Consider the following 26,374-nt stretch of genomic DNA (forward strand, 5'->3'; position numbering starts at 1 on the left):
GGCTGGAACGCGGTGGGCACGGCTAGCAGCCTCAAAGAACGAGTCTGTTAGTCCGACCTTTTCCTAGGCCGAGAGAATCACTCGACCAAGGAAAATTTCACCACTGAGCCCCCACCGGACCAACCTCACGGCTCTGATCGACCTGCAAGGTTGAAATGGGTGGTCCGGTAAGGCGACCTTTGTCATCGGTAAGAAATTAGGAAATGAGGGAAATAGCACGTGATTGCTGGATTAAATAAGGAATTAGAAGAAGTTTTTGATATTCATTTTAAAGACCAGTCATTACTTGACGAAGCCTTTACACAGGCATCGTATGTCAATGAACATCCGAACCAGGGGTTAAAATTTTACGAGCGAATTGAATTTTTGGGGGATGCGGTGATGCAGTTGGTCGTTTCCAATTACATTTTCCGACGGTATCCGAACATGCCCCAAGGACGGTTAACTCGGCTACGGGCGGCAATGGTTAACGAACAAAGCTTCGCTAGTTTTGCTCGGGAATGTCATTTTGATCAGTACATTCGGCTCGGCAAAGGGGAAGAAAAGGCGCAGGCTCGGCAACGGGACTCGCTACTTTGTGATATCTTCGAATCCTTCATTGGGGCATTGTACATGGATCAGGGACTGGAAAAGGTCGTTCCGTTTGTGACTCGCGTCGTCTTCCCTAAGTTGGATGAAGGCCGGTTTGATGAATTCTTTGACCACAAGACGGAGTTACAAGAACTGGTTCAACAACACGGACCGGTCGAAATTGATTACCGGTTATTAGACGAAGAAGGTCCCGACAATGACCGGGCCTTTAAGGTCGCCGTGTACGTGGACGACAAGCTGTTGGGTGAGGGACAAGGGCATTCTAAGAAGCATGCGGAACAAAACGCTGCCAGACATGCCCTCGAAAATTTAGAAACGAAGTAGGGATGACTAGCGATGCGGTTAAAGACATTAGAAATTAGCGGATTCAAGTCCTTCGCGGATAAAACCCGCATTGACTTCTTGCCGGGAATGACTGGCATCGTCGGCCCCAATGGTAGTGGAAAGAGTAACATCTCGGAAGCGGTTCGCTGGGTTTTAGGGGAACAATCGGCCAAGAGCCTGCGGGGCAGTAAGATGCCCGATGTTATCTTTGCGGGTTCCGCCGATCGGCACCCACTGAACCGGGCATCCGTGGCCATTACTTTTGACAACAGTGATCATTATTTAAAGAGTGACTATACCGAACTGACGATCAGTCGGGTGTTGTATCGAAATGGCGACAGCGATTACCAATTAAATGGGCAAAGCTGTCGGTTGAAGGACATCACGGAACTGTTGATGGATTCGGGGATGGGGCAAGATTCCTTCTCGATTATCTCGCAAGGGCGGGTCGAAGCGATCTTTAACAGCAAGCCCGAAGACCGACGAAACATTATCGAAGAGGTTGCCGGCGTTTACAAATACCGGAAGCATAAGGAAAAGGCCCAGCGTGAGCTTGATGACACGATGGCTTATTTGAATCGGGTTGAGGATATTATTGCCGAGCTCGAAGGCCGGTTGGAGCCGTTGGAAGAACAGAGTAGTCTGGCCGAGGACTATCTGGACCAACAAAAAAAGTTTGCCCTGTTGGACCGGACGCAACTGGTTCGGCAGTTGCATACTGAGTTAGACCAGAAACAAGCGGTCGACACCGAGGTTCAGGAAAAGCAAGGGCAAGTCACGGAGCATCAACGTGCCGAACAGAAACAAAATGAACGGGTTCAATCGTTGAAAGGCCGGCAGACAGAGTTATTGGCCCAAAAGGACGATCTGCAGGCGAAACTCGTTTCCGCCACTCAGTTGGTTGAGCAGTCCCAGGGACAGGTTAATCTGTCTGGCGAACAACAGCGTCATCAGGCTGAGCAACGGCAACAGCTGGAAGCCCAACTGGTGGCGACCAAGGACCAAATCCAGGAAAATCAGGCGCGATTAGCCGATGTGCAAAAGCAGTTGACGGCCCTGACTAGTGAGATGGCCGCGACGAAGACGGTTATTCGCGATCTGACTAAGGCCACCGATCCGAAAAACATGGCCGACCTGCGAGAACAGATTGAGCAACAGCGAAACACCTATTTTGACCAGAAGCAACAGGTTGCCAATTGGCGTAACGAGCAACAATATCGGCAACAGGATCAGGAACGCCGGCAACAAGCCGGTCAACGGGTACAGCAACAGCTGGCCACGCTCCAGTCGGATTCGACGACCGCCAAGCAGGCCGTTGTGGCGTTAACGACTCAGGCAACCGCGTTAAAGGGGCAACTGACCGAGGCCGAACAAAACCTGGATGCCGAGGCCGGTCACTACCAGCAAGTGGAGAAAACGTATCAGGGTCTCCAGCATAACTGGCAGTCGGCCTTAGAAGTTTACCAACGGGCCCAGACTAAGGTGGCCAGTCAGCAGGCCGCTTCTGCCGAATATGGTGGCTTTTATCAAGGGGTGCGGGCCATTTTGAAACAACGGCAACGATTCCGTGGGCTGCTTGGCGCGGTCTCCGAGTTGCTTCAGGTTCCAGACCGGTATACGCAGGCCGTCGAGTTTGCCTTAGGCGGCCAACTGCAACAGGTGGTTGTCGATGACGAAACCACGGCTAAGGCAGCGGTTGGTTACCTGCGGGAACAACGAGCCGGCCGGGCCACTTTCTTACCGCTGAGCACCATTCGTGGCCGTCAGGTCGACCGTAACACGCTGAGTCTCTTGCACAGCATGCCGGGGTATCTGGGGGTTGCGAGTGATCTGGTCACGATTGATACTCAGGCTCAGGTTATTTTGCAATATCTACTTGGAACCACGATCTTTGCGGCCAACTTAGATAGCGCTGTGGCGATTAGCCAACGGATTCATCATCGCTACCGGATCGTTAGCCTCAGTGGGGATGTTGTCAGCGCAAGTGGGGCCATTACCGGTGGCCAGACGAAGCAGACCCATAGCAGCGTTTTACGTCAACAACAGGAGCTGCAACAACTTGAGGGCTCCATTAAACAGATGCAACAACAATTGACCGACCAGGAGGCCAAGATTAAGGCCCAACGGTCGGTGCTGATGAGCAGTGAAAAACGGCGGCAGGATTTGCAGGCCACCATTAACGACCTGCAGCCAAAGTGTCGTCAATTGGATGACCAATTGGCTAATGCCCAGACGACGGCTGACCAGGCACAACGTAAATTGGCCGCGGCGGAACTCGAGATTAAACAGGCCACAACGGGCGATGATGATGCGAAGACGGCCGAGTTGACCGAGCATATCAAGGCCGGTGAAGCGGCGATCGTCGAGACGGAAGCGGCCGTGAAGGCCCTACAAGATCGCCTGGAAACATTAGGGACCGATCAGGAGGCCCAGCAAGCAACGTTGAATCAGAAGCAGACCTGGCTAGCCGGGGCCAAAGAGCGCCGGCAACAGCAGGCAGCCACGGTTCAGCAGTTATCGACCGACGAACAGGCCGGTCGTGACCGAACCCAGAGCCTGCAAGACCAATTGAAACAGTTGAGCCAGCAGCAAGCCTTAACACCGGCCTCGGCCCAGCAGCAGCTGAAGTCGGCCCAAGCGGACCGACAACAGATTGAGCAGGATCTGGCCACGACGAACGAGCAATTGACCACGGTTAATGACGATCTGGCCGCCGCAGAGACGGCTAATCAGCGGACCAGTGGCCTTCTGCAACTGGCCAATGATGATTTGCAACGGGCCCAGGTGCAACAGGCCCGGTTAGCCGCTCTGATTGATCAGCAACAGAATCAATTGTCCGAGAAATATTCGTTGAGTCTAGCGGCCGCCGAACAGGATGTCAGTGACATTGCTCCCGATGAATTGGCCGTTCAATTAAAGCTATTGAAGCGGGGACTCGATGAGATCGGCTCGGTTAACGTCAACGCGATTGAGGAATATCATGAGGTAAAGGAACGTTACGACTTCTTGACACAGCAGCGCGACGATCTCCTAACCGCTAAGGACCAGTTAACCACGACGATGACGGAGTTAGACGATCAGGTGAAGACCCGTTTCAAGGCGAGCTTCGATCAGATCGCGGCGAAGTTTACGGCGACCTTCCGGCAGATGTTTGGCGGTGGGACGGCCGAATTGGTCTTAACCGATCCCGATAACTTGTTAACCACAGGCATCGATATCATGGCACAGCCACCTGGCAAGAAATTCCAGAATATGGGACTGTTGTCCGGGGGCGAACGGGCGTTGACCGCCATCACCCTGTTATTTGCCATCCTACAGGTGCAGCCAGTACCATTCTGCATTCTGGATGAGGTCGAAGCGGCCTTGGATCCGGCCAATGTGACCCGATTCGCCCGCTACATTCACCAATTCCAGGACCAAACGCAATTTATTGTGATTACCCACCGTAAAGAAACCATGGTGCAGGCCGATATTTTATACGGCGTCACCATGCAAGAATCCGGCGTTTCCAAAATGGTCGCCGTTGATCTTGACCAAGAAACCACCACGGAAAGGAAGCCATCTTAATGGGATTATTTGATATTTTTCGGCGCCGGGCCAAGGAAGAACCGACCAACCAGGCCGAGAATGAAACGCCAGCCAGTGAAAGTGACGTCACCAGTGAAGCCCCGGTAGCCAGTGAGGCCAGTGAAACGAATGAGGTCACCAGTGAAGCGGCCCCCGTTACCAGCGAGAGTGAGGTTGCTGAGCCGGTTAGCGAGAGTGAAACCGTTGTGGCCAGTGAGTCCGAGTCTAGTGAATCAGAAGCAAATGACCCGGTAGCCAGCGAGGTCACTGCCAGTGAAACAACGGCTTCGGCTGACACTGAGTCCGAGACCGAGATCACTAGTGAGAGCGAAGAGACGGTCAGTGAAGCCTCGGAGAGTGAAGCCCCGGTTGAATCCGAGGCGGAACCATCGCCAGTGGCGGAAACCGAAACCCCCGTTGAAAAGACCGACGAACAGCTCTATGACCAGGGGTTGGAGAAGACACGGACCACATTTGGTGAGCGGCTGAATGCCCTGCTCGCTAACTTCCGTCACGTCGACGAGAGCTTCTTCGATGACTTAGAGGAGACTCTGATCGGGGCCGACGTTGGCTTCGACATGGCCGTCAAGTTAAGTGACGAGCTACGTGATGAGGTTAAACTTCAAAATGCTAAGAAACCCCAGGATGTTCAGAACGTCGTCGTCGAAAAGCTGGTTGAAATCTACGATGCCGCTGGAAACGACGAGAGTACGGCCTTGAACATGGCCGAATCCGGTCCCACGGTGATCCTGTTCGTCGGGGTCAACGGGGTTGGGAAAACCACGACCATCGGAAAGATGGCCAACCGGTACCATGAGGCTGGCAAGAAGGTCTTACTGGCCGCCGCGGACACGTTCCGGGCCGGTGCCACCGAACAACTCGATGTGTGGGCTAAGCGGGCCGACGTGGATATCGTAACGGGGAAACCCCAATCGGATCCCGCTGCGGTTGTGTTTGACGCCGTACAAAAGGCTAAAAAAGAGGACTATGACATTCTCTTTGTCGATACCGCTGGCCGACTGCAGAACAAGGTTAACTTGATGAATGAGTTGTCGAAGATGAAACGGATTATTACCCGTGAAATTCCAGCAGCCCCTCACGAAGTATTATTGGTGTTGGACGCGACGACCGGTCAAAATGCGTTGACGCAGGCTAAGTTATTCAAGGAATCGACCGATGTCACCGGGATTGTGTTGACTAAGTTGGATGGGACCGCCCGTGGTGGGATTGTCTTGGCTATCCGTAATGAACTCCACGTTCCCGTGAAGTTTATTGGGCTAGGCGAACAGATCTCTGACTTGCGGCCATTTGACCCGAACGAGTTTGTTTACGGCCTGTTCAAAGGGCTCATCGATGTTAATGCATTAAAAAAATAATGGTAAAATTTCGGTGAAAGACAAGGAGCGGGGTGTGACTGATGACTAAACGACGAGCACTGGTTATTGCGGTTGGTGTCATCACTTTTTTCCTCTTCGTGGGAATTCTTATTTCTGAAGCCGAATTTCTTGTTGAGAATGATGTCGACCATTGGGATTTCAAGCTTCTGTTGTTATTGGTGTTGACGGGAGTCGGGTTAGTCGCGACGATGCTTTCGGTGATTATGAATAGGTACTTCAGTCATCACCTCGTCGTGCCGGTACTCCTCGTCATGCTGTTTTTAGGCGTTAAAGCGCTGCCGGTCCGGTTAGCCGACTATCGGCAGGTCTTTTATCCGATTAGTAACTCGGAAGTGGATAAGGTTTCTCGGCTCAAGCTAAGCAAGGATGATGATTATCAGATCTACTTGTATCGATCGGACGATAAAGAATCCATTCGGTTCATGTCGAGGCTGAAGGCTTGTTTGAAGGCCGGAGACCAGAGCGTCGAGACCTATGACCTGACCAGGGCTAAAGCAAAGCTGACGACTGGTCAGTACGCGGCGCTCATCAAGCGGCTGGGCGTCGAAAAGCTCCCCACCATGGTCTTCAGTTATCGGGGCCTGGCCAAGAATAGTAAGCCGTCCATGGTCACCTTTAACGCGATTAACGATCAGACGAGGTTTTCCACGATGCAGCGCTATTTGAATGGCGATCGTGATAAAATTTCTGGACCGGGAATTGTGTTCAGGGGTAGTGAACCTTAGCGATCGACCGCTATTGACCGTTAAAATAGAAAATGGTGTTCTCAAAGTTGAGAACGCCATTTTTTAATGGGATGGGTCGATCAGTGTGTTTCAACGCTTTTAAATCGTTAGGGTCGAGTGGGGGTAACCACCCATAAGAATGGTCAGATTGAAATACAAATAAAATAGACTTTGATAATTGTTTTTTTTTTGAAGTTGGCCTAACATTAAGGTGGTTCTTATTTTTAGGGAGGAATTATTTTATGAAGAAAATTGTGCAAGCCATGCTGATTTTAGGTGTTGGTGCGGGGATCGTCGGTGTGACGAGCACCACGGCATCGGCCAACAGCCAGTACTCGGCTAAGCGGTCCAAGTCTGTTCGCCTGGTTTGGCGGAAGAGTATGAAGCGTCATGCCATGACGGCGACGACCGGTGCTCGGTACTCTAAGCATCTGGGTATCCGTTACAGCAACAACGACGTCACCCCAACGGTGACCTGGTATACGGATGCTCATGAAAAACTCTACAAGAAGAACAAAGGCCACAATGCCATCTATTATCACGTTAAGAGCGCCGATGGGACCTTACAAGGTTGGATCTGGCGGGGCTATTTGAAGCCAGTTTCCACGAAGAAGAATGCCTTGGCCGCTGTCAATGCTCAACCCGATCCTAAGAATCCCGACTGGGTTTCGTTGAAGGATGAGACACCCGTTGACAAGGAAATCCTGAGCTTATTCCCTGGCACCATTGAGGATAAGACGTTGGATGCTCAGGCCGGCAGCGTCGTTTATACCAATGACGGTGAGGAAACACCAGCCACGCCAGCGGGTCAAACCTTTATCTATCTGGCCAACAGTTCGGCTCTCATGGACACGAAGAATTACGACAAGCTGTTGACGGCGGCTGGGTATCCTGCCGCTAAGCGGGCTCAGTATCGTGGTTGGCACATTGGTGTCCGGACCCAAATCGACAACGAGTGGGGCGAAGGCATTTCTGAAGGTGACGCGGCCGTTTACCTGGCACCAGCCAAATAATTAAACAATTTTCATTTCGCAGAGGCAATTCCTTAAGACAGGGAATTGCTTCTTTTTGTCGTTTAGCGGTCGAGTCCGCGAAAAAAATTGACGCGCCCGGTAAAAATCGGTACTCTAGTAGAGTGTGTAACTATGTGGGAGGACCCCAGTATGGAGCTTGAAAAAAATAATCGAATTAATTCCCTATTTGCGTTCTACCAGCCGTTACTGACCGCAAAGCAAAATAACTATATGCAACTTTACTATGGGGATGACTATTCCCTGGGCGAGATTGCGGAGGAATATAGCGTGAGTCGGCAGGCGGTCTATGATAACCTGCGGCGGACCGAGAAAATCCTCGACGATTATGAAGAGAAATTACATCTTTTCCAAGAATTTACCGCGAGAAACGACCAAGCGGACGAAATTCAGGCCTATGTGGCCACAAATTATCCCCACGATGCCAAGCTTAATCGCCTCGTAGCGGGGTTGGAAAATCTAGAAGAACAATGAAAGTTAGGTGGCAAATCGAATGGCGTTTGAAGGTTTAACTGAACGACTACAAGGCGCGATGCGCAAGCTTCGTGGCAAAGGTAAAATTTCTGAAAAAGACCTCCGTGAAACGATGCGGGAGATTCGTCTGGCCCTCTTAGAGGCCGACGTTAACTTCACGGTCGTTAAAGACTTCGTGAAGCAGGTTCGCGACCGAGCAATGGGGGCCGACGTCCTCGAAGGGTTAAACCCGGCCCAGCAAATCGTTAAGATTGTTGACGAAGAATTAACCAAGACGATGGGTGACGAGGCCGTCTCCTTAAACAAGTCACCAAAGATCCCAACCATTATCATGATGGTTGGTCTTCAAGGGGCTGGTAAGACGACCACTGCCGGTAAGCTGGCACTGAAGTTAAAGGACGAAGAGAACGCGCGACCATTAATGATCGCGGGCGACGTTTACCGGCCAGCCGCCATTGACCAATTGGTTCAAGTGGCCGAAGGTATTGATGTGCCGGTATTCCAGCTTGGCACGGATGTTAATCCGGTCGAAATTGTTCGGCAAGGGTTGGCCCAGGCCGCCGAGAACCACAATGACTACGTGATCATCGATACCGCCGGTCGTTTACAAATTGATGAACAGTTGATGAACGAACTGAGTGAGATCAAGGATCTGGCTCATCCCGATGAAATTCTGCTGACGGTTGATGCCATGACCGGTCAAAACGCTGTGGCAACTGCCGAAGGATTCAACGATAAGTTGGATGTTACCGGGGTTGTCCTGACCAAGCTTGATGGGGATACCCGTGGTGGGGCTGCACTGTCCATTCGGGCCGTGACCGGCAAGCCAATCAAGTTCATTGGTCAAGGTGAAAAGATGACCGATTTGGACGTCTTCCACCCCGACCGGATGGCGTCACGGATCTTAGGGATGGGGGACATGCTGTCCCTGATCGAAAAGACCCAGAAGGATTTTGATGAGAAGCAGGCCAAGGCCTTAACGGAGAAAATCCAGGAAAATTCCTTTGATTTCGATGACTTCTTAGACCAATTGGAACAGATTCAGAAGATGGGACCCATGGAAGAAATCATGAAGATGATTCCTGGCATGGCGAATAACCCTGCGCTGAAGAATGTTCAGATGGATCCGAAGGACATGGACCACTTGAAGGCCGTTGTTTATTCAATGACCCCGCAAGAACGGGCCAATCCCGACCTCTTGAATCCTTCCCGTCGCCGGCGGATCGCCGCTGGTTCCGGTCGTCCCGTTCAGGCGGTTAACCGGATGATTAAGCAATTTAATCAGATGAAGAAGACCATGAACCAGATGTCCAAGGGGAACATGGCCGGCGTCGAACAGATGATGGGCAGCGCCGGTGGCAGTGGCATGGGCGGCCGGATGCAGAAACTGGCCTTGAACCGGATGTCGCGGCAAATGAAGAAGAATAAGAAGAAACGTTTGAAGCGTAAGAAGCGCCGTTAAAGCAATGGCGCGTGGCTGCCAGATTGCCTTTATTGGTGGCGGACGTGAGGACAATGTCGGGTAGCGACCGCGGTCGCTACCCTATTTTTTAACAAATCAATAATGTTAATCATTTAATCGCTTTTTTGTAGACTGCTCAAGGAAACTCCGGTATAATTCTGGTTATAGAAATCAACATAAGGGAGTAACTAGCAGACCTCTGCGGCAATATCGTCAGCAAGAAGCCATTCCGGTATTGTCTTAAATAGTGAGACTTATGGGTGTCCACAATTATTTTTGTGTGCGCGCGTGGGTCTCTTTTCTTTTCCGCTAAATGTGGGAACGGGCCGGCCGGACACGTCAGGAGGAATGGATTAATGAAGCAGCAACCGATTTACCAACGGACGGTGGCCGACCTCTTAGAGGCCCTACAGGTCACCGAACAGGGTTTAAGTGAGCAGCAGGTTCAGGAGCGACTGGTCAAGCATGGCAAGAATGTGTTGAATCAACAGCAGACCAGCTCGCTACTACAGAAGTTTTTGGCTCAATTCAAGGACTTCATGATTATTGTGTTATTGGCGGCGGCACTGATTGCCGGGCTGACGGGCGAGGTGGTCGATGCCGTGATCATCCTGGTAGTGGTCGTCTTAAACGCGGTCTTTGGTGTCTTTCAGGAGGCCAAGGCGGAAGAGGCCATCAATGCGCTAAAGGAAATGTCGGCGCCTAACGCGGCCGTTCGCCGTGGCGGTGAAATCGTGACCGTTAAGAGTGAGGATCTGGTTCCCGGTGACGTGGTGCTGTTGGAAGCGGGGGATATCATTCCGGCCGACCTTCGGCTCATTGAGGTGGCCTCACTGAAGGTTGAGGAGTCCGCGTTGACCGGTGAATCGGTGCCGGTGGACAAGTCGGCCGAACGGTTGGCTGCAGCGGATCTGGCCATTGGTGACCGCACCAATATGGCCTTTATGAACAGTAACGTTACCTATGGCCGGGCGACCGGGGTGGTTGTTGCGACCGGGATGCAGACCGAAGTCGGTCGGATTGCTGGCATGATTGAAGCGGCCGATGAGACAACGACGCCTCTGCAGGCAAACCTGACGCAACTTGGGAAATCATTAACCATTTTAATTCTAATCATCGCCGCCATTGTCTTTGGGATGGGCATGTGGCGTCAGACCGAAACCTTGGTTGACATGCTACTGACGGCCATCTCCTTGGCCGTGGCCGCTATTCCAGAAGGGTTACCGGCCATCGTCACCATCACCTTGGCCCTGGGGACCCAACGGATGGCCAAGCGGCATGCCATCGTGCGGAAATTACCGGCGGTTGAGACGCTGGGGAGTACGGACATCATTGCCTCCGATAAGACGGGGACCTTGACGCAAAACAAGATGACCGTGGAGAAGGTTTACCGGAATCGACAATTGGTGGATGCTCACAAGCAGCATTTCCAACCGGCCGATCGGTTAGCCCAGGTCATGATTCTAAGCAACGATACCAAGATGACCACGGAGGGCCTGACGGGGGATCCAACCGAAACGGCACTGGTTCAATATCAATTAGACCAGGACTTTTCGGTGGAACAACTCTTAAGCGATATGCCCCGGGTTGGCGAAATTCCGTTTGATTCGGAACGAAAGCTGATGACCACGGTGCACCCGTTGGCCGATGGTCGTTACCTGATCGCGGTTAAGGGGGCCCCCGACGAGTTGTTGAAGCGCGTCACGCAGATTGATTTGAAGGACGCGGTTTACCCGCTGGAGACGACCACGCGTGAACAAATCTTAACGACCAATCATGATATGGCGACGCAGGCCTTACGGGTCTTGGCGTTTGCTTACCGGATTGTGCCGGAAGTTCCAACCAATTTAACTAGTGCAACAACGGAGCAAGACCTGATCTTCGCCGGACTGGTGGGGATGATTGACCCCGAACGTCCAGAGGTGGAACAGGCCGTCGCCGATGCCAAGTCAGCCGGGATTCGGGCGCTCATGATTACGGGTGACCACCGTGACACGGCGGCCGCCATTGCCACGCGACTGGGAATCATCGACAAGGGCGAGACCGATGCCGTGATTACCGGGGCCGAGCTGGACGAGATGGATGACGCGACCTTTGCTAAACGAGTCGGTGACTTTGCCGTGTATGCCCGGGTTGCCCCGGAGCATAAGGTGCGGATCGTGAATGCTTGGCAGCGTCACGGCAAGGTGGTGGCCATGACCGGGGACGGGGTTAACGATGCCCCGGCGCTGAAGGCCGCCGACATTGGAATTGGCATGGGGATTACCGGGACCGAAGTTTCCAAGGGGGCCAGCGATATGATTCTGGCCGACGATAATTTTTCCACCATCGTGGTGGCCGTTGAAGAGGGCCGGAAGGTCTTTGCCAATATTCAAAAGGCCATTCAGTACCTCTTATCCGCTAACCTCGGTGAAGTTCTGACCCTGTTCATGATGACCATGCTGGGTTGGCAAATCTTGGCCCCGGTCCACATCCTCTGGATTAACCTGGTGACCGACACGTTGCCAGCCATTGCTCTTGGGATCGAACCAATGGAGAAGAACATCATGCGGCAACCACCGCGGGGACGACAGTCTAACTTTTTCTCCGGTGGTGTGTTGACTGGCATTCTCTATCAAGGTCTGTTAGAAGGCCTGATCACGTTGGGCGTGTACTGGTTTGCCATCACCTATCCGGTCCATTCGGCCACGGGCTTGGCCCATGCCGACGCCTTAACCATGGCCTTTGCCACGTTAGGCTTGATTCAACTGTTCCATGCCTTTAACTCCAAGTCGATTCATGGATCGCTGTTTACGGTTGGTCTATTCAAGAACAAGTTCTTTAACTGGGCCATCTTGATTGCCTTTGGCTTGTTAGCCGCAACCATCTTGATTCCAGGATTAAATGGGATGTTCCACGTGACGCATTTAGACTGGCACCAATGGGCAACGGTTCTGATTGCCTCATTCCTGATGGTGGTCATCGTGGAAATCGTTAAGTTCTTCCAGCGCCGCGTGGTAAAATAAGACTAATGATCTTTTAGAAAGTGGTGACGACGGTGTCCTTAACCTATGAAGCGTGTTTACAGGCAGTTGAAGTGGTCCTGGCGAGCGGAAGCGTGCCCACCATTGTTGGTGAGGCCGGGATCGGCAAGTCGGCCCTGGTGGCCGATCTAGCCGCCAAACGTGGGGCCAAGCTTTTCACGACGGTGGTTAGCCTGGTTGAAAAGGGAGATCTGGTGATCCCCGTGCCGCCATTGACCACCGACTCGTTTATTCAGACCGCTGACTACGGGTCGCTGGCCGACGTCCAGTTTGGTTATTCGCATACCCTAGTCGCCATGATTCGCCAGGCCGAGGCGCACCCGGACCAGGAGATTATTTGGTTCCTGGATGAATTTAACCGGGGGACGCAGGCGGTGCAAAGTGAATTAATGAACCTCGTCTTACAACGACAAATAAACACGTTAAAACTGCCACGACAGGTCCGCCTGATCCTGGCCGAAAATCCGGATGCCACCATGGCAGGCTTTGAACAGAGTCATTATGGGGTGACGCCGGGGGATGCCGCGATCGCCGACCGGACGACTCGGCTGATCCTACGGGCTGATGCGGCCAGCTGGTTAGACTGGGCAACGGCCGAAACGGCTGGGCAACCTCGAATTGACCCGCTAGTCACGACTTACCTTGCCGAAAATCCCGGGGATCTGTATGTCGCCGCTACGGGGACGATGGCGGATGATGATTTACAGCCCACACCCCGAGCATGGGAACGGGTTTCCCGGGCATTACGTGAGGTTGATCGACAAAACCTCTGGGGCCACCTGGACATGTTGACGGCAATTCTTCAGGGGAACTTAGGCGTGACGGTGGGCATGGCGTTTGCCGGGTATATCAGTGAGCAACGTCCCGGCTTGACCGTTGAACAGGCCTTTCAGGCCGCTGACGCCGTGACCGTTTTCAATGATCTGGTTCCGGCCCAACAGCAACAGGTGCTGCAAATGTGTCTCGACTCGCAGACGAACTGGCCGCTCACAGATGCGGCTAATGCCACTCGATTTGCCGAACTTTTAGCACTCTGCCCGCCGGATGGTCAGTTTGCCATTGCCCAGGCGATGGCCGATCTGCCGGATTTGTTGGAACAACTGGCGGACCGCGTTGACCTGACACCGGCCGTTGCCAGTCTGTATCAGTTGTTGACCAAGATAGGTCAACGGAGTAGCCAGATCGAGGTGTCGTAATGGCTAATTTAAGTCAATCGTTACGGCAACTGACCACGCTCCCTGGTGAGCAGCGGTCATCAGCAACCGCCAAGATCTATCGTGACGCGGTCATTTATCTGTTGCGAACCGATCCCTTCTATGGTCGGGTTCTTAGCCGCCTAACCGTGACCACCGCTGACCAGCAGCGGTGGCCTTTGGCGTTGGTGGGGACCACCGATGACTGGCAATTGCGGCTAGGGAGTCAGGCGCTGGCTAATAGTCATTGGACTGGCCCACAAATGGTCGCCATGCTGCGACATACGGTGTTGCACCTGCTGTGGCGCCATCCGGACCGATATGCCGATCAGCAAGGGCCAACGCAGGCGCCCTTGGTTCGCTGGGCGACGGATGCGGCGGTCAATGATTACCTGACGGATTTACCCGCCGGCGCCGTCACCAGTGCTAAGCTGAGCCAGCTGCTTGGACATCCGGTAGAGCCACGTCAAGACTCGGCGGTCTATTTGGACCAGTTGCGCCGATGGCAGGCGGCCTCACAGGCCGGTACCGATCGCCAGGCGGGCAGCGTTGGTGGGGCCTTGGCCGATCAGAATTCGGCTAGCGGGGCCGTGACCCCGGGGACAACCCCCAGCGCACATGACGGCCACGAGGATTGGCAGACCGGAGCACTCACGAACGCGACCAGTCGCGAGCAATGGCGTTCTCAGCTCTTTCAAGACGTTAGTGGGTCCTTATCGACTAAGCAGCGAGGAACGCTGCCAGGCAGCATCCAGGCGGCATTAACCCCGATGGTTGCGGAACACTCGTTGAATTGGCGGGCGTTGTTGCGTCGTGGACTGGGCCAGGTTCCGGCCGGTCGCCAGGCGGCGTACGGTCGTTTCAATCGCTGCCAACCTTATCGGATGGAATTACCCGGCACCTTGGTCCAGACCTGGCAGAAGATTGCAATCTTTGTGGATGAGTCCGGTTCCATGGGTAACGATGAAATTAGTTATCTCTTGGGGCAAATCGCCACTATCCTGACCGTCTATCCGGCGACCGTCTCGGTGTATCCCTTCGACACGCAGGTCCATGAGGACGCGGCGTTTACATTGGCACAGCGGCCACGGCAATTAAAACGGACCGGTGGCGGTGGGACACGGTTTCAGGCGGTCTTCGATGCCTTGCCCCGCTTGATAGGCGGGCAATCGGGTGAACTCGTGATCATCTTGACGGATGGCTTTGGCGAGAATGCGATCCGACCAACGACCCCGGCAACGTTGCTTTGGTTGCTGACGAGTCCGGTCGAGAAATTTTCCGTTGAACGAGCACCCGGGACCGTGATCAGCCTAACGACCGATCCCCAGTGGCAAGCCCTAAGGAGGCAATGAGCATGACAACCTTAACCGCCAAAGAATTACGAGCGTTATTAAAACAAACGGCCGCCTTCAAAAATGCCCAGGCCATCCTGGCCGATGAATGGGGGGCCCGCGCGGATGAGAATCCCTTGTTTCGGGCCCCTATCAGCGTGGCCGATCTCCAGTTTGCCAAGAAGTTACAGGCAACGGGTGTCAGTCAACGTGGGGTGGACTTTGACGATTATGCCGCCGTTCAAGATTGGATCGCGGCGAATCGCCAATTCCTGACCGAGACCGATCTGACCTGGTTGCGACGGCCATTTGATTAATTTGAAGGTGTAAAGAAAAAACCCTTTACATCATATCCAGAAACTGGTATATTATTACACGTTGAAAGAAATACAGGAGGTGTCTACATGTCAGTTAAGATTCGTTTAAAGCGGATGGGCTCAAAGAAGCGTCCATTCTACCGGGTTGTGGTTGCCGATTCACGGAGCCCTCGTGACGGTCGTTTCATCGAACAAGTTGGAACGTACAATCCAGTTACCCAACCAGCAACGATTACGTTAAAGGAAGAATCTATCATGAACTGGTTGAACAACGGTGCTCAACCTTCAGATACGGTTAAGACTTTGCTTTCTAACGCTGGTATCATGAAGCAATACCACGAAGCTAAGTACACTAAGAAGTAGTGATTAGCGATGACCGATTTTAAGGCACTAATTCTAGCAATTGTTAGCCCACTCGTTGAACATCCCGAAGACTTGGTGGTGACACCAGTCGAGACGGACCGGTTCTACGAATATCGGTTAGCTGTCCACCCCGACGATGTCGGCCGTGTGATTGGCAAACAAGGCCGTGTGGCGCAGGCAATCCGTACGATCGTCTACAGCGTCCGCGTGCAAGGTAATAAACGGGTGCGACTCATCATTGATGACCGCCCGGCAAAGACTCTCGAGTGAGGCGGCGACGTTTCCCTCGAGTTTTTTGTATCTCAAGATAAATCAGACGTGCTGACCAGGACACTGGCGTCAGGACATTAAAAAAATTATGAATGAAGAGGAGGCTGGTAACATGGCCTATTATACCGTTGGCACGATTGTTAACACGCATGGGATTAAGGGCGAGGTGCGGGTCATTGCAACGACAGACTTTCCGGAAAGTCGTTTCGCAGTTGGATCCACGCTCTACCTTTTCCAGCAGGGACAGGCGAAGCCACTAACGTTGCAGGTGGCGTCGATGCGTAAACACAAGCAGTTCTACCTATTGAGTTTTGAAGGTAAGCCTTCCATTAATGATGTGGAAATTTACAAGCAGGGAACGCTGAAGGTCACCGACAATGAGTTGGAAACGGGCGACCTACAACCTGGCGAATACTATTATCATCAAATCGTTGGGCTGAAGGTGGTTACCGAAGATGGCGAGGAACTGGGTAAGATTAAGGAAATTCTTGCACCGGGGGCCAACGACGTCTGGGTGGTTGACCGGCCAGGTAAGGACGACTTGTTATTACCAAAGATTGACCAAGTGATTAAGACCGTCGACTTAGATGCCGGCCAGGTCACGGTTGAACTGATGGAGGGACTCGAGTAATGCGGATCGATGTTTTAAGTTTATTTCCAGATATGTTCTCAGGTCCCATGCACGACTCCATCGTTGGTAAGGCCATTCAGAATGGTCATCTGACCATGCCGGTGACGAACTTCCGTGACTACTCCACCAATAAGCACGGGAATGTTGACGATTACCCATTTGGTGGGGGGGCCGGGATGTTACTGCAACCCCAACCGATCTTTGATGCTCTGAAGGCCACCGAGGAACAGGCCGCGGCCGAGGGCTTACCCAAAGGTCGGGTGATCTTGCTCGATCCCGCCGGGGTGACCTTCAATCAACACGTTGCGGAGGAGTTTGCCCACGAGGAGCATTTAACCTTCCTGTGTGGCCATTATGAGGGCTATGACGAACGAATTCGGACGCTGGTGACCGATGAGGTGTCCCTGGGTGACTTCGTGCTCACGGGGGGCGAATTGGCCTCTATGGTCATGATCGATGCCACGGTGCGGTTGTTGCCTGGTGTCTTAGGAAACGCCGAATCGGCGCCGGGAGATTCGTTCTCCTCAGGCCTCTTGGAATACCCGCAATATACCCGTCCGGCCGAATTCCGGGGGATGCAGGTTCCACCAGTCCTGACGAGTGGTGACCATGGCAAAATTGCCGAATGGCAGCAAAAGGAGGCCCTTCGCCGGACCTATCAACGGCGGCCGGATCTGATCGATCACAGTAAGTTAACCGCCGAACAGAAACGATTGTTAGCAGATGTTCGGATTGAGGAAGAGGAACGACAGGCGGCGGCCAAGGGGTCAAGAAAATAACCTTTACAGGCATATGCTGATATGGTAGACTTGTCTTTGGCTGTTTAGCCACAGAAACAACATTCCGCTGTCGAAACCGAGGATGAATGTTGGCGAAAGGATAGATTAAATTATGCGCCAAAACAATTTGATTGCTAAGATTAACCAAGAACAATTACGGGACGATGTTCCTGACTTCCGTGCCGGTGACACTGTTCGTGTCCACGCCCGGATCGTTGAAGGTACGCGTGAACGTATCCAATTGTTTGAAGGGGTTGTCATCAAGCGTAAGGGTGCCGGTATCCAGGCTACCTATACTGTACGTAAGATCAGTAACGGTGTCGGTGTTGAACGGATTTTCCCAGTAAACTCACCACGTGTTGCTCAGATTGACGTTATTCGTCAAGGTCGCGTACGTCGTGCTAAGTTGTACTACCTCCGTGATCTTAATGGTAAGGCTGCGCGGATTCCAGAACGCCGTCGTGCTGCTAAGTAAGTCACACTTAAACATCAACCCGTCGTGGTTGGTGTTTTTTTGTAGGATTGAACTTTTTTAAAATAATCCTTGACGATCGTCACTTTGTCGTGTATAGTTATCTATTAGAGTTTAAGAGATGCTAATAACGTGATTCAGAGAGATTGGTTAGCAAGCCGGAGTTTCTTAGATTTTAAAAGTCGTCCGCTCATTCAGCTGGAATGAGGGACGACTTTTTTGTGCTTGAATTTATAGGCGATCGCAATGGTAGGAGCGAGTGTCCAGATTGTCGTTGTCAAATTCCTTATTCAGCTACTGGTTGAAAGTGTTTCGGACGAATTGGTTTTTGTGTTTGACTTTTCCCCCCAAAAAAAAAGTGCTAAACTGGGTAATAGTGGGAGGGATTCATATGAAAAAAATGATTCAGGCACTGGCCGTTTTGGTTGCCGGTGCTGGGGTTCTTGGTGTGTCGAGTGTGACGGCTTCCGCAAACAGTCAATATTCGGCAAAGCGGTCAAAGTCAGTTCGGTTGGTTTGGCGGAAGAGCATGAAGCGCCACGCCTTTCAAGCCACAACTGGAGCGCGGTATTCTAAGCATTTGGGCATTCGTTACAGTAACAACGATGTTACCCCAACGGTGACCTGGTACACGGATGCTCACGAAAAGCTCTACAAGAAGAATAAGGGGCACAATGCCATTTACTACCATGTCAAGAGTGCCGATGGGACCTTGCAAGGCTGGATCTGGCGGGGGTACTTGAAGACGCCTAAGAAGGCGGCCACACCAACAGTGGACACGTCGGCCGATTCTGGTAAAACCGTCGACGACATTGCCATGACGCGGTATTTGTTCCCCAATTCCATCTATGATGCCAAGTTGCATAATGCTGCAAATAACTTCTTGAGTACTGATGAATTTTCTGCCGTGAGTGATATGCGAGACAACATGAGTAGCCAAGTGGCCTTCTTCACGCCATTCAAGACGACGAAGTACATTGACTTTCAGAGTAAGGATCCTAACAGCCTGAAGTCGATTGATGCCGCTTTGACCGCTGCCGGGTATGATGCCAAGACTAGAAGCACGACGTACAGTGGTTGGTACGTTGGTGGTAGTCTGGTTAGCCTGGACTCCTCATACGAAGGAATCGAACCTGGTGAAGGTATCATCTACTTAATCCAAAAGTAAACCGCTAGTTCTATAATTATGCGTTGCGAGCGTTCAATCCCATTGATGGATTGAACGCTTTTTTGTTTGGGCACGGGTTGCTCGGTAACCAGATAAAAATAAATTTGTAAGACGTCCTGACCTCGGGTGTGGCTAGTCGGTGGTAGTCTAGGAGGAACACTGTTAGTGAAATGACATAGGAGGCTATCATGGACTTAATGACGCATCAAGCGTGGCTGGTTCGATTCTATCGAAGTCGGCAATGGTATCAGTACTCGCCCTTTATCCGCCTGAATTTTTTAACGGAGGAAGTTGGTGAACTGTCGCGGGCCATTCGGGCCATCGAGATTGGCCGTGACCATCCAGGAGAAGCGGACCGGACGCCAGCAGATCTGACGGCTAATTTGGAAGAAGAACTAGGGGATGTTCTGGACCAGGTGTTGATCTTGAGTCATAAGTTCAACGTGAGCCCAGAACGTCTCTTAGCGGCCAGTGAGCAGAAACTGCGGGCCAGATTCGATGAATCAGCGACTTAGTGGTTAGCCGGCGTTAGCGATTCGCCTTTGATTCATGTTGGTCAGAATTAGATCAGTCACTTACTCAAGTGCTCGCCGTTGCTTGGGTTTTGGTGGGGACAACTCTATCATGTGCAGTAGCATCAAGTTAGGGGGGTCTAGCCATGAAAATGACGACAAGGTCGTTATCCGGCGTGGGCATGATCATTACTTTGGGGATTGTGTATGGGGACATTGGTACCTCGCCACTCTACGTCATGAACGCCATCATTAGTCAGTCGGGTCATCAGGGGGCAGCGGCGACCACACCGATTATGTTGGGGAGCATCTCATTAATCTTTTGGACCTTGATGCTGATAACTACGATTAAATATATTCTGTTGGCCATGCGGGCCGATAACAACCATGAAGGAGGAATCTTTGCCCTGTATGCCTTGGTTCGGCCGCATGCCAAATGGTTGATTTTTCCCGCGCTAATTGGTGGGGCGGCCTTGTTAGCCGATGGGACCTTAACCCCGGCCGTAACCGTCACCTCGGCGATTGAAGGACTGAAGGGGCAGACGTTAGGGCCCTTACACTTTAGCACCGGACAAGGTTGGGTCCTGTTAGTCGTTACGGGGATTCTCTTAGGATTATTCCTGGTTCAACGCTTTGGCACTGAAATGATCGGCTGGTCATTTGGCCCGTTGATGTTGATCTGGTTTAGTTTCATCGGTATCGTGGGTCTGCTCAACCTGTTGGCCATGCCAACGGTGTTGCGGGCCCTGTCGCCGGTGTATGCCATCACGTTTCTCTTCAGTCCGGTGAATCGCCACGGCATCTTCATCCTGGGAAGCATCTTCCTGGCAACAACCGGGGCAGAAGCTTTGTATTCCGACATGGGGCAAGTGGGCAAACAAAATATTTATGGCACCTGGCCGTTTGTGTACCTCACGCTCATGCTGAGCTACTTGGGGCAAGGCGCCTGGGTGATTCGGCATGGCGCCGAAATGGCCGCCAGCAGCCCGGCTAATCCGTTCTATGCGATGGTGCCGGGGCACTGGCAAATCTTTGCGATCGTGATTGCGACGGTGGCCGCAATTATTGCCTCACAAGCGTTGATTACCGGGTCGTACACGCTGGTCCACGAAGCGATTAGTCTGAAGCTGTTACCGCGGTTGCGGATCAAGTTTCCCGGTAATGTGAAGAGTCAACTGTATATTGCCACGGTGAACTGGCTACTCTGTGCGGTGACCCTGTCCATCGTTTGGTATTTCCGGACCTCGGACAACATGGAAGCCGCCTATGGCCTGGCCATCACCGTCACGATGTTAATGACCACGATGTTACTCCACGCCTTCCTGATGCAAAAACACCACCGAGCATTGGCGCGGGTGTACGTCATCGGTTTTGGCTTGTTGGAAAGCCTTTTCCTGTTAGCGAGTCTCGCCAAGTTTGTCCATGGCGGGTACGTCACCTTGCTGATTACCCTGGTCATCTTGACCGTCATGGTCTTCTGGTACTACGGTAACCAACGGCGTGACGCCCATCTGGCCGAGACGGAAGACGTGTCGCTCTCGGAATTCTTGCCACAACTTGAGGCCCTAAGCGCGGACGATGAGATTCCGTCGTTCTCGACAAATCTGGTCTATCTGAGTCCGGTCACCAAGGACTATCAGATCAAGCGCGCCACGATTTACTCCATCCTGGACCAACAACCCAAGCGGGCCCGGGTCTACTGGTTTGTGACCGTTAATGAGGCGGATACGCCGTATGAATGTTCCTATACCATCGATACCTTGGGCACTCGTAACGTGATTGACGTGCAACTTTACCTGGGCTTCAAGAAGCCGCAACGCTTGAACGTCTATCTGCGGCAAATCGTTAATGACCTGTTGGACGAAGGTTTAATCGATGACCAAACACCGCCGTATTCCAGCATTCCATTCCGACGGGTCGGGAACTTTAAGTTTGTCATGTTGAATCAACAATTCCAAGACCTTGGGGTTCAAGGCGAAATGTCTACCTGGGATCGACTGCTGATTGGTGGGCGGTTGTTATTGCAACGAATCACCTTATCACCAACGCGGTGGTACGGTTTGGAATTTAGTGATGTCATCGAAGAACGGGCGCCGCTATTCATCGGTCAACAACCGGACCGAACCTTGCGTCGTCGGTAACCTTGCACCCAGCAACCTTTCCTTGGTTGCTGGGTGTTTTTTGCTTTAGTTGAATGTTGGCCGCCTACGGCCGCCAGGGCGGGTGTTCGCCGTGGGGACCGCCACCAGCCAAAGGGCGGTCTGTTGGCTCGACTTGAAGCCGCCCAAGCCCGACGTCTCCAAGCTCGTCCCCTGGTGTAGGTTGGCAGAGAACGCCAACCTACACCAGCGACACCGCTCACGCCCGCCCTGACGGCCTCCGGCTTGGATCGACCGTGCCGCGAGAACCGGATTGATGCGGTGGTTACAAATCCTGGCATAAGCTTTGGGATGCATCATCGGTTGCGTCCTGAAGTTTAAGGGAATGGTAACCGGGCCGGTTTTGTCAGATGATAAACGGCGTTAGTTTATCGATTCAATAATTTTAGTTAAAAAAGGGTGCCCAGGCAGGGCACCCTTTAAATGTTAGATTAGTCTTCGTCAGAAGCGGTTTCGGTTAAGTCATTGCGCTTCTGGGCGTTGTGGTAGAAGATCCAGGCCACGGCACCGAAGAAGATTGGGCCGATAACCGTCCAGAAGGCGGTCATGTAGTCGTGTTCCAACATTGGTTCCAGGCAGGTGAAGCCAATCCCACCAACCAGGACAATCAGGACCAACGTGACAATGGTGTTGGTCCAGAAACGGCTGGTGTAGACTTCGAATGGCCGGTCCAGGTCCTGACGCTTCTTGAAGAATGGGAAGGCCCCAATCAAGAAGAGGTAAGGGAAGGACGTGGAGACGTTAGCCATGTCGGTCAGAATCAAGTAGAACTTGTTCGCAGCGGAACCCCCGAAGGCCACCAAGAAGATGAAGACGGCGACCACGATGGCTTGGAGCCACATGGAGAAGGCTGGTAAACCGGCCTTGTTTAACTTCGTCATCTTCTTAGGCCATAGCTTTGGTGAAGATCCCATGATGAAGGACTTCAGTGGGGAGTAAACCAGAACGAAGAAGGACCCTAAGTAGGCCATGAACATACTCAACCCAGTGAAGCGAGCCAAGAGTTGGCCCATGGTTGCAGCGGTGCTAGTGGAAAGGTGCATGGCCTTCCCTAAGACCAGCCCGAGGTTGTTCATCAGGACGTAAGAGATATTCCCAAGGTTAACCTCGTCGCCACCCAACACTTGGTGCCAGTTGGTGCTGATCCCCCACATGAAGATGGAGAGGGAATACATGATGGTGATGGCAATCGTTGAAATGATAAGTCCCTTAGGGAACGTCTTTTCAGGCTTGTCCATACTATCGGTAATCCCACCCATGGATTCCATGCCGGCGTATGCGAAGACCGCATACGTGATGAAGGAAAGCAGGGCCAGTGGGGATGAGAAGCCAGGATTTGGTGAGCTGACGAAGCTGTGAATGCCATGGATTGGTTCGGCGAGTTGGCCACCATTTAAGAACCAGATGACAATGCTGGCCACGAAGAAGACCCCGGTCAGGAACATCACGAAGAAGCCCCCGAGTGAAGAAATCTTGGCAATAGAGTTCATCCCACGTGTAGCGAAGAAGGTGACGGCCAGGATCCAGAAGATCCCGAGCAGGCCAACCGTTTGCGTTGAGGACAAGCCCAAGAAGGACCAGGTTTGCGTCTGGTCACTCCCAGAGATTAACGTGGAGAGTGGAATCCAAACCTTGGTGGAAGTGGATAACATCCAGATAATCCATGAGGATAACCAGATGAAGGTCCCAATGAAGGCCCACTTTTCACCGATTGATCCGGCCAGCCAGGAGTAAATGCCCCCCTTGGCTTCCTTGAAGGCGGACCCATATTCGGCCAGCATCAAGGCACTTGGCAAGAAGAACAGTAGTGCAGCTAAAATGTACCAGATAATACTTGCGTAACCCATTTGGTCATAAGCAACGGTCGTGTTAGCGAAACCGTAGATGGCCGAAAAAATCATTAAGATCAGGCTCGAAACGCCGATCTTTTTTTGCTTTCCCATGATGATATCTCCCATTTATAGTGAAGCCGCTCAATTAGCGACAACCACCTTGTTTATAGATTTAGATCCTGATGATAATTCAGCGGACCAAGGTCGGTGGCCTGAGTGATTAAGGTCGCGGCCAACTCTCGGTAACGCCGAATTCCCAATGCGGCGTTGCCGAAGGCTTGTTGCGTTAAGAAGTGATTGAGTTCGGGACCAGACAGTTGCTTGCCAACCAGGTCCGTGTGTTGAACGGATTGCTTGAAGGCGATGCGCAGATCCTTTTGAACGGCGCTGACGGTGGGCCAAGCCTCGTGGTAGTGGGCATCCGTCAGGACGCTCACCAACTTATAGACCCAGTAGGCCGACTGGGTGTCGTAGGTTTCGGCCCCCAGATGATACGCATCCGGCGTGCTATCGATGCCGGCGTAGAAAGGCACGTAAACACTTTGCGCCGCGACGCCCATGGCTAACCATTGAATGCCGGCCAGGGCAGGGTCCATGTCGGGCCGCACCTGTAAGACGTGTGATTCCTGCGTCTTAGCCAAGCTGATTGGTCGGAATGCCGTTCGTTGTTCGGGTGAGCCGGAACCAACGGGATCGTACGGTGTCTCCTCGTAATGACTACTCAAGAAGGCCTGGGCGTCATCGACACTCAGCAGTCGGTCGGCATACTGAATGAATGGCAGGTCGAACGACTGGGGAGCCTGAGAAACACTCGGGGTCAAGGTCTTTTGTCCGTACCAAACCCGTGGGGTATTGTAGTACAGGTCGGATTGATCTTGCGTCCCAAAAATATCCCGCCAAATGAATTGATTGCGATGCCGATTCAAGTGATTGTCGGCGACAAACGCTTGGAGGTCGCGGGCAAACATGAAGTTGTCGGCATCGTTGAAGTCGATGGCCTGAATGGCCATTTGATTGGCGACGACGGCGTACCCATTTTCGGGAATTCGTTGAGCGACCCAGTAGTGACCGGCACCCGTTTCCAGGTACCAGGCCTCGTGTTGATCGGCAAACAGAATCCCGTTTGATTCGCTGGTCCCGTAGTGTTCAATCAATTGGCCTAGGCGGGCGACTCCTTCGCGAGCGGTATGAATGTAAGGCAGGACCACGGTAATCATGGCCTCTTCACCCAAACCGTCCTTAACCAAGGGATCGGCGCCTAGGACGCGCTCATTTGAATAGGTACTCTCGGTGCCGCTCATGGCGATGCCAAATTCGTTGAAGCCGTCTTCTTCGAATAGGCCATACTTAGACGTCCATTCGGGCGTGGCGGTATATTTGGCAGCGTGCAGGGGTAATGGCATGGTGAAGCCATTATCCTGACTGACAAAGGTTTGCGGCGTGGTTGCGGTCGTTGCTGGGTGAACGACGAAGTGTTTTGGCCAAGCGGCCTTAGCATCCTCGTTACGCCCAATGATGACGGACCCATCGGTCGTTGCCCGGGGTCCAATTAAAATACTCGTGCAAGCCGAATAGTTCAAACGGAGCGCTCCTCTCTCTAATGAATAAATTTACGTTTTCTATTCTATCATGTTTCGTGGAAAACCGGGCCTTTTCGGCAGAATTTACATTGAATTATTTATATTTTCTGGATATTCAAATATTTATACATTTTGAACTAATATATTCATTAATAACATCGATTGGATTGGAAATTAAGAGTATTGTCCGCGCGAAACATTTGGGAAAGCCCGGGAAATATGAGCCATTTATTCATTAAATTAGGTATAATGATGGGAGCAATGTTTCTGGAAAGGACGATAGTTATGGGTAACAAGCGGCAGCGCGAGCTGGCTAAACAGTTATTAATCATGGTCATGTCTTCAGTAGTCAGTGCGATTGCACTGAATGAGTTCCTGGTGCCGGGGAAGATTTTCTCGGCGGGGATCAACGGGGTCTCACAGATTATCGCGACCGTTCTAGAGATGACGGGGATGCACGTCAGTACCGGGTGGTTTATCCTACTCTTCAACATCCCCATTGGCCTGTTAGGCTGGTTCAAGGTGGGGCGGCGGTTCACGCTATATTCCATTATCGTGGCGATTCTGACCTCTGTCTTGACGATTGTCGTACCCGTACATAATATTTCAAATAATCCTCTGTTAGCGGCCCTGTTTGGGGGCATTCTATCCGGCGTCTCGATTGGTTATCCCTTAAAATACGGGTTCTCAACGGGTGGTATGGATATCATTGCTGTTGTCTTGGAGAAGACCACTGGCCGAACGATTGGGACCCTCATGATGATGATTAACTTTACCATCGTGGTGGTGGCCGGCTTCATGTTTGGCTGGGAGAGTGCGCTATACACCATCATTTCCATTTATGCCATGTCGCGCGTCGTTGATGGTATTCATACCGGACATCAGAAGTTAACGGCCTTCATCGTGACCAGTCACAAGCAAACGGTGGTTGATGAATTGAACCGGACCCTGATTCGGGGGATCACGGTGTTACCGTCAACCGGTGCCTATACCGGCAAGGAAAATAACGTGTTGATGGTGGTTATTTCTCGTTATGAGTTGTATGACCTGGAACAGGCCGTTAAGGAAGTCGACGAACACGCCTTCGTTAACCTGGTCAACACCATCGACATTGAAGGAAACTTTATTAGTCAGTCGGAACAGCGGGAAGCCAAGCAGGCCCAGCAGTAGAAA

22 protein-coding genes are annotated in these 26,374 nt (G+C 52.2%); 20 read left to right on the forward strand and 2 right to left on the reverse strand.

Annotation, left to right across the window (positions count from 1 at the left end; all coding sequences use genetic code 11):
- Nucleotides 1-219 precede the first annotated feature (219 nt).
- The 19 genes from rnc to EKM96_RS05490 all read left to right on the forward strand — a co-directional run bounded on the left by rnc (nucleotide 220) and on the right by EKM96_RS05490 (nucleotide 21,771).
- Nucleotides 220-915: a ribonuclease III gene (rnc, locus tag EKM96_RS05400; protein ID WP_125640858.1), complete on the forward strand. Its 696-nt coding sequence runs from the start codon at nucleotides 220-222 to the stop codon at nucleotides 913-915.
- Nucleotides 916-927: 12 nt separating this feature from the next.
- Nucleotides 928-4,482, forward strand: coding sequence for a chromosome segregation protein SMC (smc, locus tag EKM96_RS05405; RefSeq protein ID WP_125640861.1), 3,555 nt, complete (start codon nucleotides 928-930; stop codon nucleotides 4,480-4,482).
- On the forward strand, nucleotides 4,482-5,858 hold the full coding sequence (ftsY, locus tag EKM96_RS05410; protein WP_125640864.1) for a signal recognition particle-docking protein FtsY: 1,377 nt from the start codon (nucleotides 4,482-4,484) through the stop codon (nucleotides 5,856-5,858). Before smc ends, ftsY begins: the two co-directional genes overlap by 1 nt.
- 41 nt (nucleotides 5,859-5,899) lie before the next feature.
- On the forward strand, nucleotides 5,900-6,604 hold the full coding sequence (locus tag EKM96_RS05415) for a hypothetical protein (protein ID WP_125640867.1): 705 nt from the start codon (nucleotides 5,900-5,902) through the stop codon (nucleotides 6,602-6,604).
- Between the two features lie 242 nt (nucleotides 6,605-6,846).
- A complete protein-coding gene (locus EKM96_RS10670; protein ID WP_225417634.1) occupies nucleotides 6,847-7,617 on the forward strand; it encodes a hypothetical protein in 771 nt (256 codons plus the stop codon).
- A gap of 150 nt (nucleotides 7,618-7,767) precedes the next feature.
- A complete protein-coding gene (locus EKM96_RS05425; protein ID WP_125640870.1) occupies nucleotides 7,768-8,109 on the forward strand; it encodes a putative DNA-binding protein in 342 nt (113 codons plus the stop codon).
- Between the two features lie 19 nt (nucleotides 8,110-8,128).
- Nucleotides 8,129-9,571 carry a signal recognition particle protein gene (gene ffh / locus EKM96_RS05430; protein WP_125640873.1) on the forward strand — a complete coding sequence of 481 codons (1,443 nt, stop codon included), beginning with the start codon at nucleotides 8,129-8,131 and terminating at the stop codon, nucleotides 9,569-9,571.
- A gap of 356 nt (nucleotides 9,572-9,927) precedes the next feature.
- Nucleotides 9,928-12,576, forward strand: a complete 2,649-nt coding sequence (locus tag EKM96_RS05435) for a cation-translocating P-type ATPase (protein ID WP_125640876.1) — start codon at nucleotides 9,928-9,930, stop codon at nucleotides 12,574-12,576.
- 32 nt (nucleotides 12,577-12,608) lie between these two features.
- Nucleotides 12,609-13,790, forward strand: coding sequence for an ATP-binding protein (locus EKM96_RS05440; RefSeq protein WP_125640879.1), 1,182 nt, complete (start codon nucleotides 12,609-12,611; stop codon nucleotides 13,788-13,790).
- Entirely contained in the window at nucleotides 13,790-15,139 is a 1,350-nt protein-coding gene (locus EKM96_RS05445) for a vWA domain-containing protein (RefSeq protein WP_125640882.1), read from the forward strand. Before EKM96_RS05440 ends, EKM96_RS05445 begins: the two co-directional genes overlap by 1 nt.
- Nucleotides 15,140-15,141: 2 nt before the next feature.
- Complete coding sequence (locus tag EKM96_RS05450; protein WP_125640885.1) at nucleotides 15,142-15,435, forward strand: hypothetical protein; 294 nt, start codon at nucleotides 15,142-15,144, stop codon at nucleotides 15,433-15,435.
- An 87-nt stretch (nucleotides 15,436-15,522) separates the two neighbouring features.
- Nucleotides 15,523-15,798, forward strand: coding sequence for a 30S ribosomal protein S16 (gene rpsP, locus EKM96_RS05455; protein WP_061776418.1), 276 nt, complete (start codon nucleotides 15,523-15,525; stop codon nucleotides 15,796-15,798).
- Nucleotides 15,799-15,807: 9 nt separating this feature from the next.
- A complete protein-coding gene (locus EKM96_RS05460) occupies nucleotides 15,808-16,068 on the forward strand; it encodes a KH domain-containing protein (RefSeq protein ID WP_061776419.1) in 261 nt (86 codons plus the stop codon).
- Nucleotides 16,069-16,180: 112 nt separating this feature from the next.
- Entirely contained in the window at nucleotides 16,181-16,699 is a 519-nt protein-coding gene (gene rimM / locus EKM96_RS05465) for a ribosome maturation factor RimM (RefSeq protein WP_125640888.1), read from the forward strand.
- Nucleotides 16,699-17,478, forward strand: a complete 780-nt coding sequence (gene trmD / locus EKM96_RS05470; RefSeq protein WP_125640891.1) for a tRNA (guanosine(37)-N1)-methyltransferase TrmD — start codon at nucleotides 16,699-16,701, stop codon at nucleotides 17,476-17,478. The genes rimM and trmD overlap by 1 nt, the downstream gene beginning before the upstream one ends.
- Before the next feature lie 112 nt (nucleotides 17,479-17,590).
- Nucleotides 17,591-17,953, forward strand: a complete 363-nt coding sequence (gene rplS, locus EKM96_RS05475) for a 50S ribosomal protein L19 (RefSeq protein WP_125640894.1) — start codon at nucleotides 17,591-17,593, stop codon at nucleotides 17,951-17,953.
- Nucleotides 17,954-18,341: 388 nt separating this feature from the next.
- Nucleotides 18,342-19,118 (forward strand): hypothetical protein, encoded by a 777-nt coding sequence (locus EKM96_RS10675; protein WP_225417636.1) that lies wholly within the window; start codon nucleotides 18,342-18,344, stop codon nucleotides 19,116-19,118.
- A 188-nt stretch (nucleotides 19,119-19,306) separates the two neighbouring features.
- Nucleotides 19,307-19,633, forward strand: coding sequence for a MazG nucleotide pyrophosphohydrolase domain-containing protein (locus EKM96_RS05485; RefSeq protein WP_125640898.1), 327 nt, complete (start codon nucleotides 19,307-19,309; stop codon nucleotides 19,631-19,633).
- Nucleotides 19,634-19,776: 143 nt separating this feature from the next.
- Nucleotides 19,777-21,771 (forward strand): KUP/HAK/KT family potassium transporter, encoded by a 1,995-nt coding sequence (locus tag EKM96_RS05490; RefSeq protein ID WP_125640901.1) that lies wholly within the window; start codon nucleotides 19,777-19,779, stop codon nucleotides 21,769-21,771.
- A 449-nt stretch (nucleotides 21,772-22,220) separates the two neighbouring features.
- Here EKM96_RS05490 and yjeM read toward each other — a convergent pair whose 3' ends face one another.
- Together yjeM and EKM96_RS05500 are read right to left on the reverse strand one after the other, a co-directional pair.
- A complete protein-coding gene (yjeM, locus tag EKM96_RS05495; RefSeq protein ID WP_125640904.1) occupies nucleotides 22,221-23,732 on the reverse strand; it encodes a glutamate/gamma-aminobutyrate family transporter YjeM in 1,512 nt (503 codons plus the stop codon).
- 53 nt (nucleotides 23,733-23,785) lie between these two features.
- A complete protein-coding gene (locus tag EKM96_RS05500; RefSeq protein WP_125640907.1) occupies nucleotides 23,786-25,201 on the reverse strand; it encodes a C69 family dipeptidase in 1,416 nt (471 codons plus the stop codon).
- Nucleotides 25,202-25,486: 285 nt separating this feature from the next.
- Between EKM96_RS05500 and EKM96_RS05505 the strand changes: the two genes are divergently transcribed.
- The gene (locus EKM96_RS05505; RefSeq protein WP_125640910.1) at nucleotides 25,487-26,371 is read left to right on the forward strand and encodes a YitT family protein; all 885 of its coding nucleotides are present in this window, start codon (nucleotides 25,487-25,489) and stop codon (nucleotides 26,369-26,371) included.
- Nucleotides 26,372-26,374: the final 3 nt, after the last annotated feature.

It is taken from the genome of Levilactobacillus tangyuanensis (assembly GCF_003946545.1).
Classification (GTDB): Bacteria; Bacillota; Bacilli; order Lactobacillales; family Lactobacillaceae; genus Levilactobacillus; species Levilactobacillus tangyuanensis.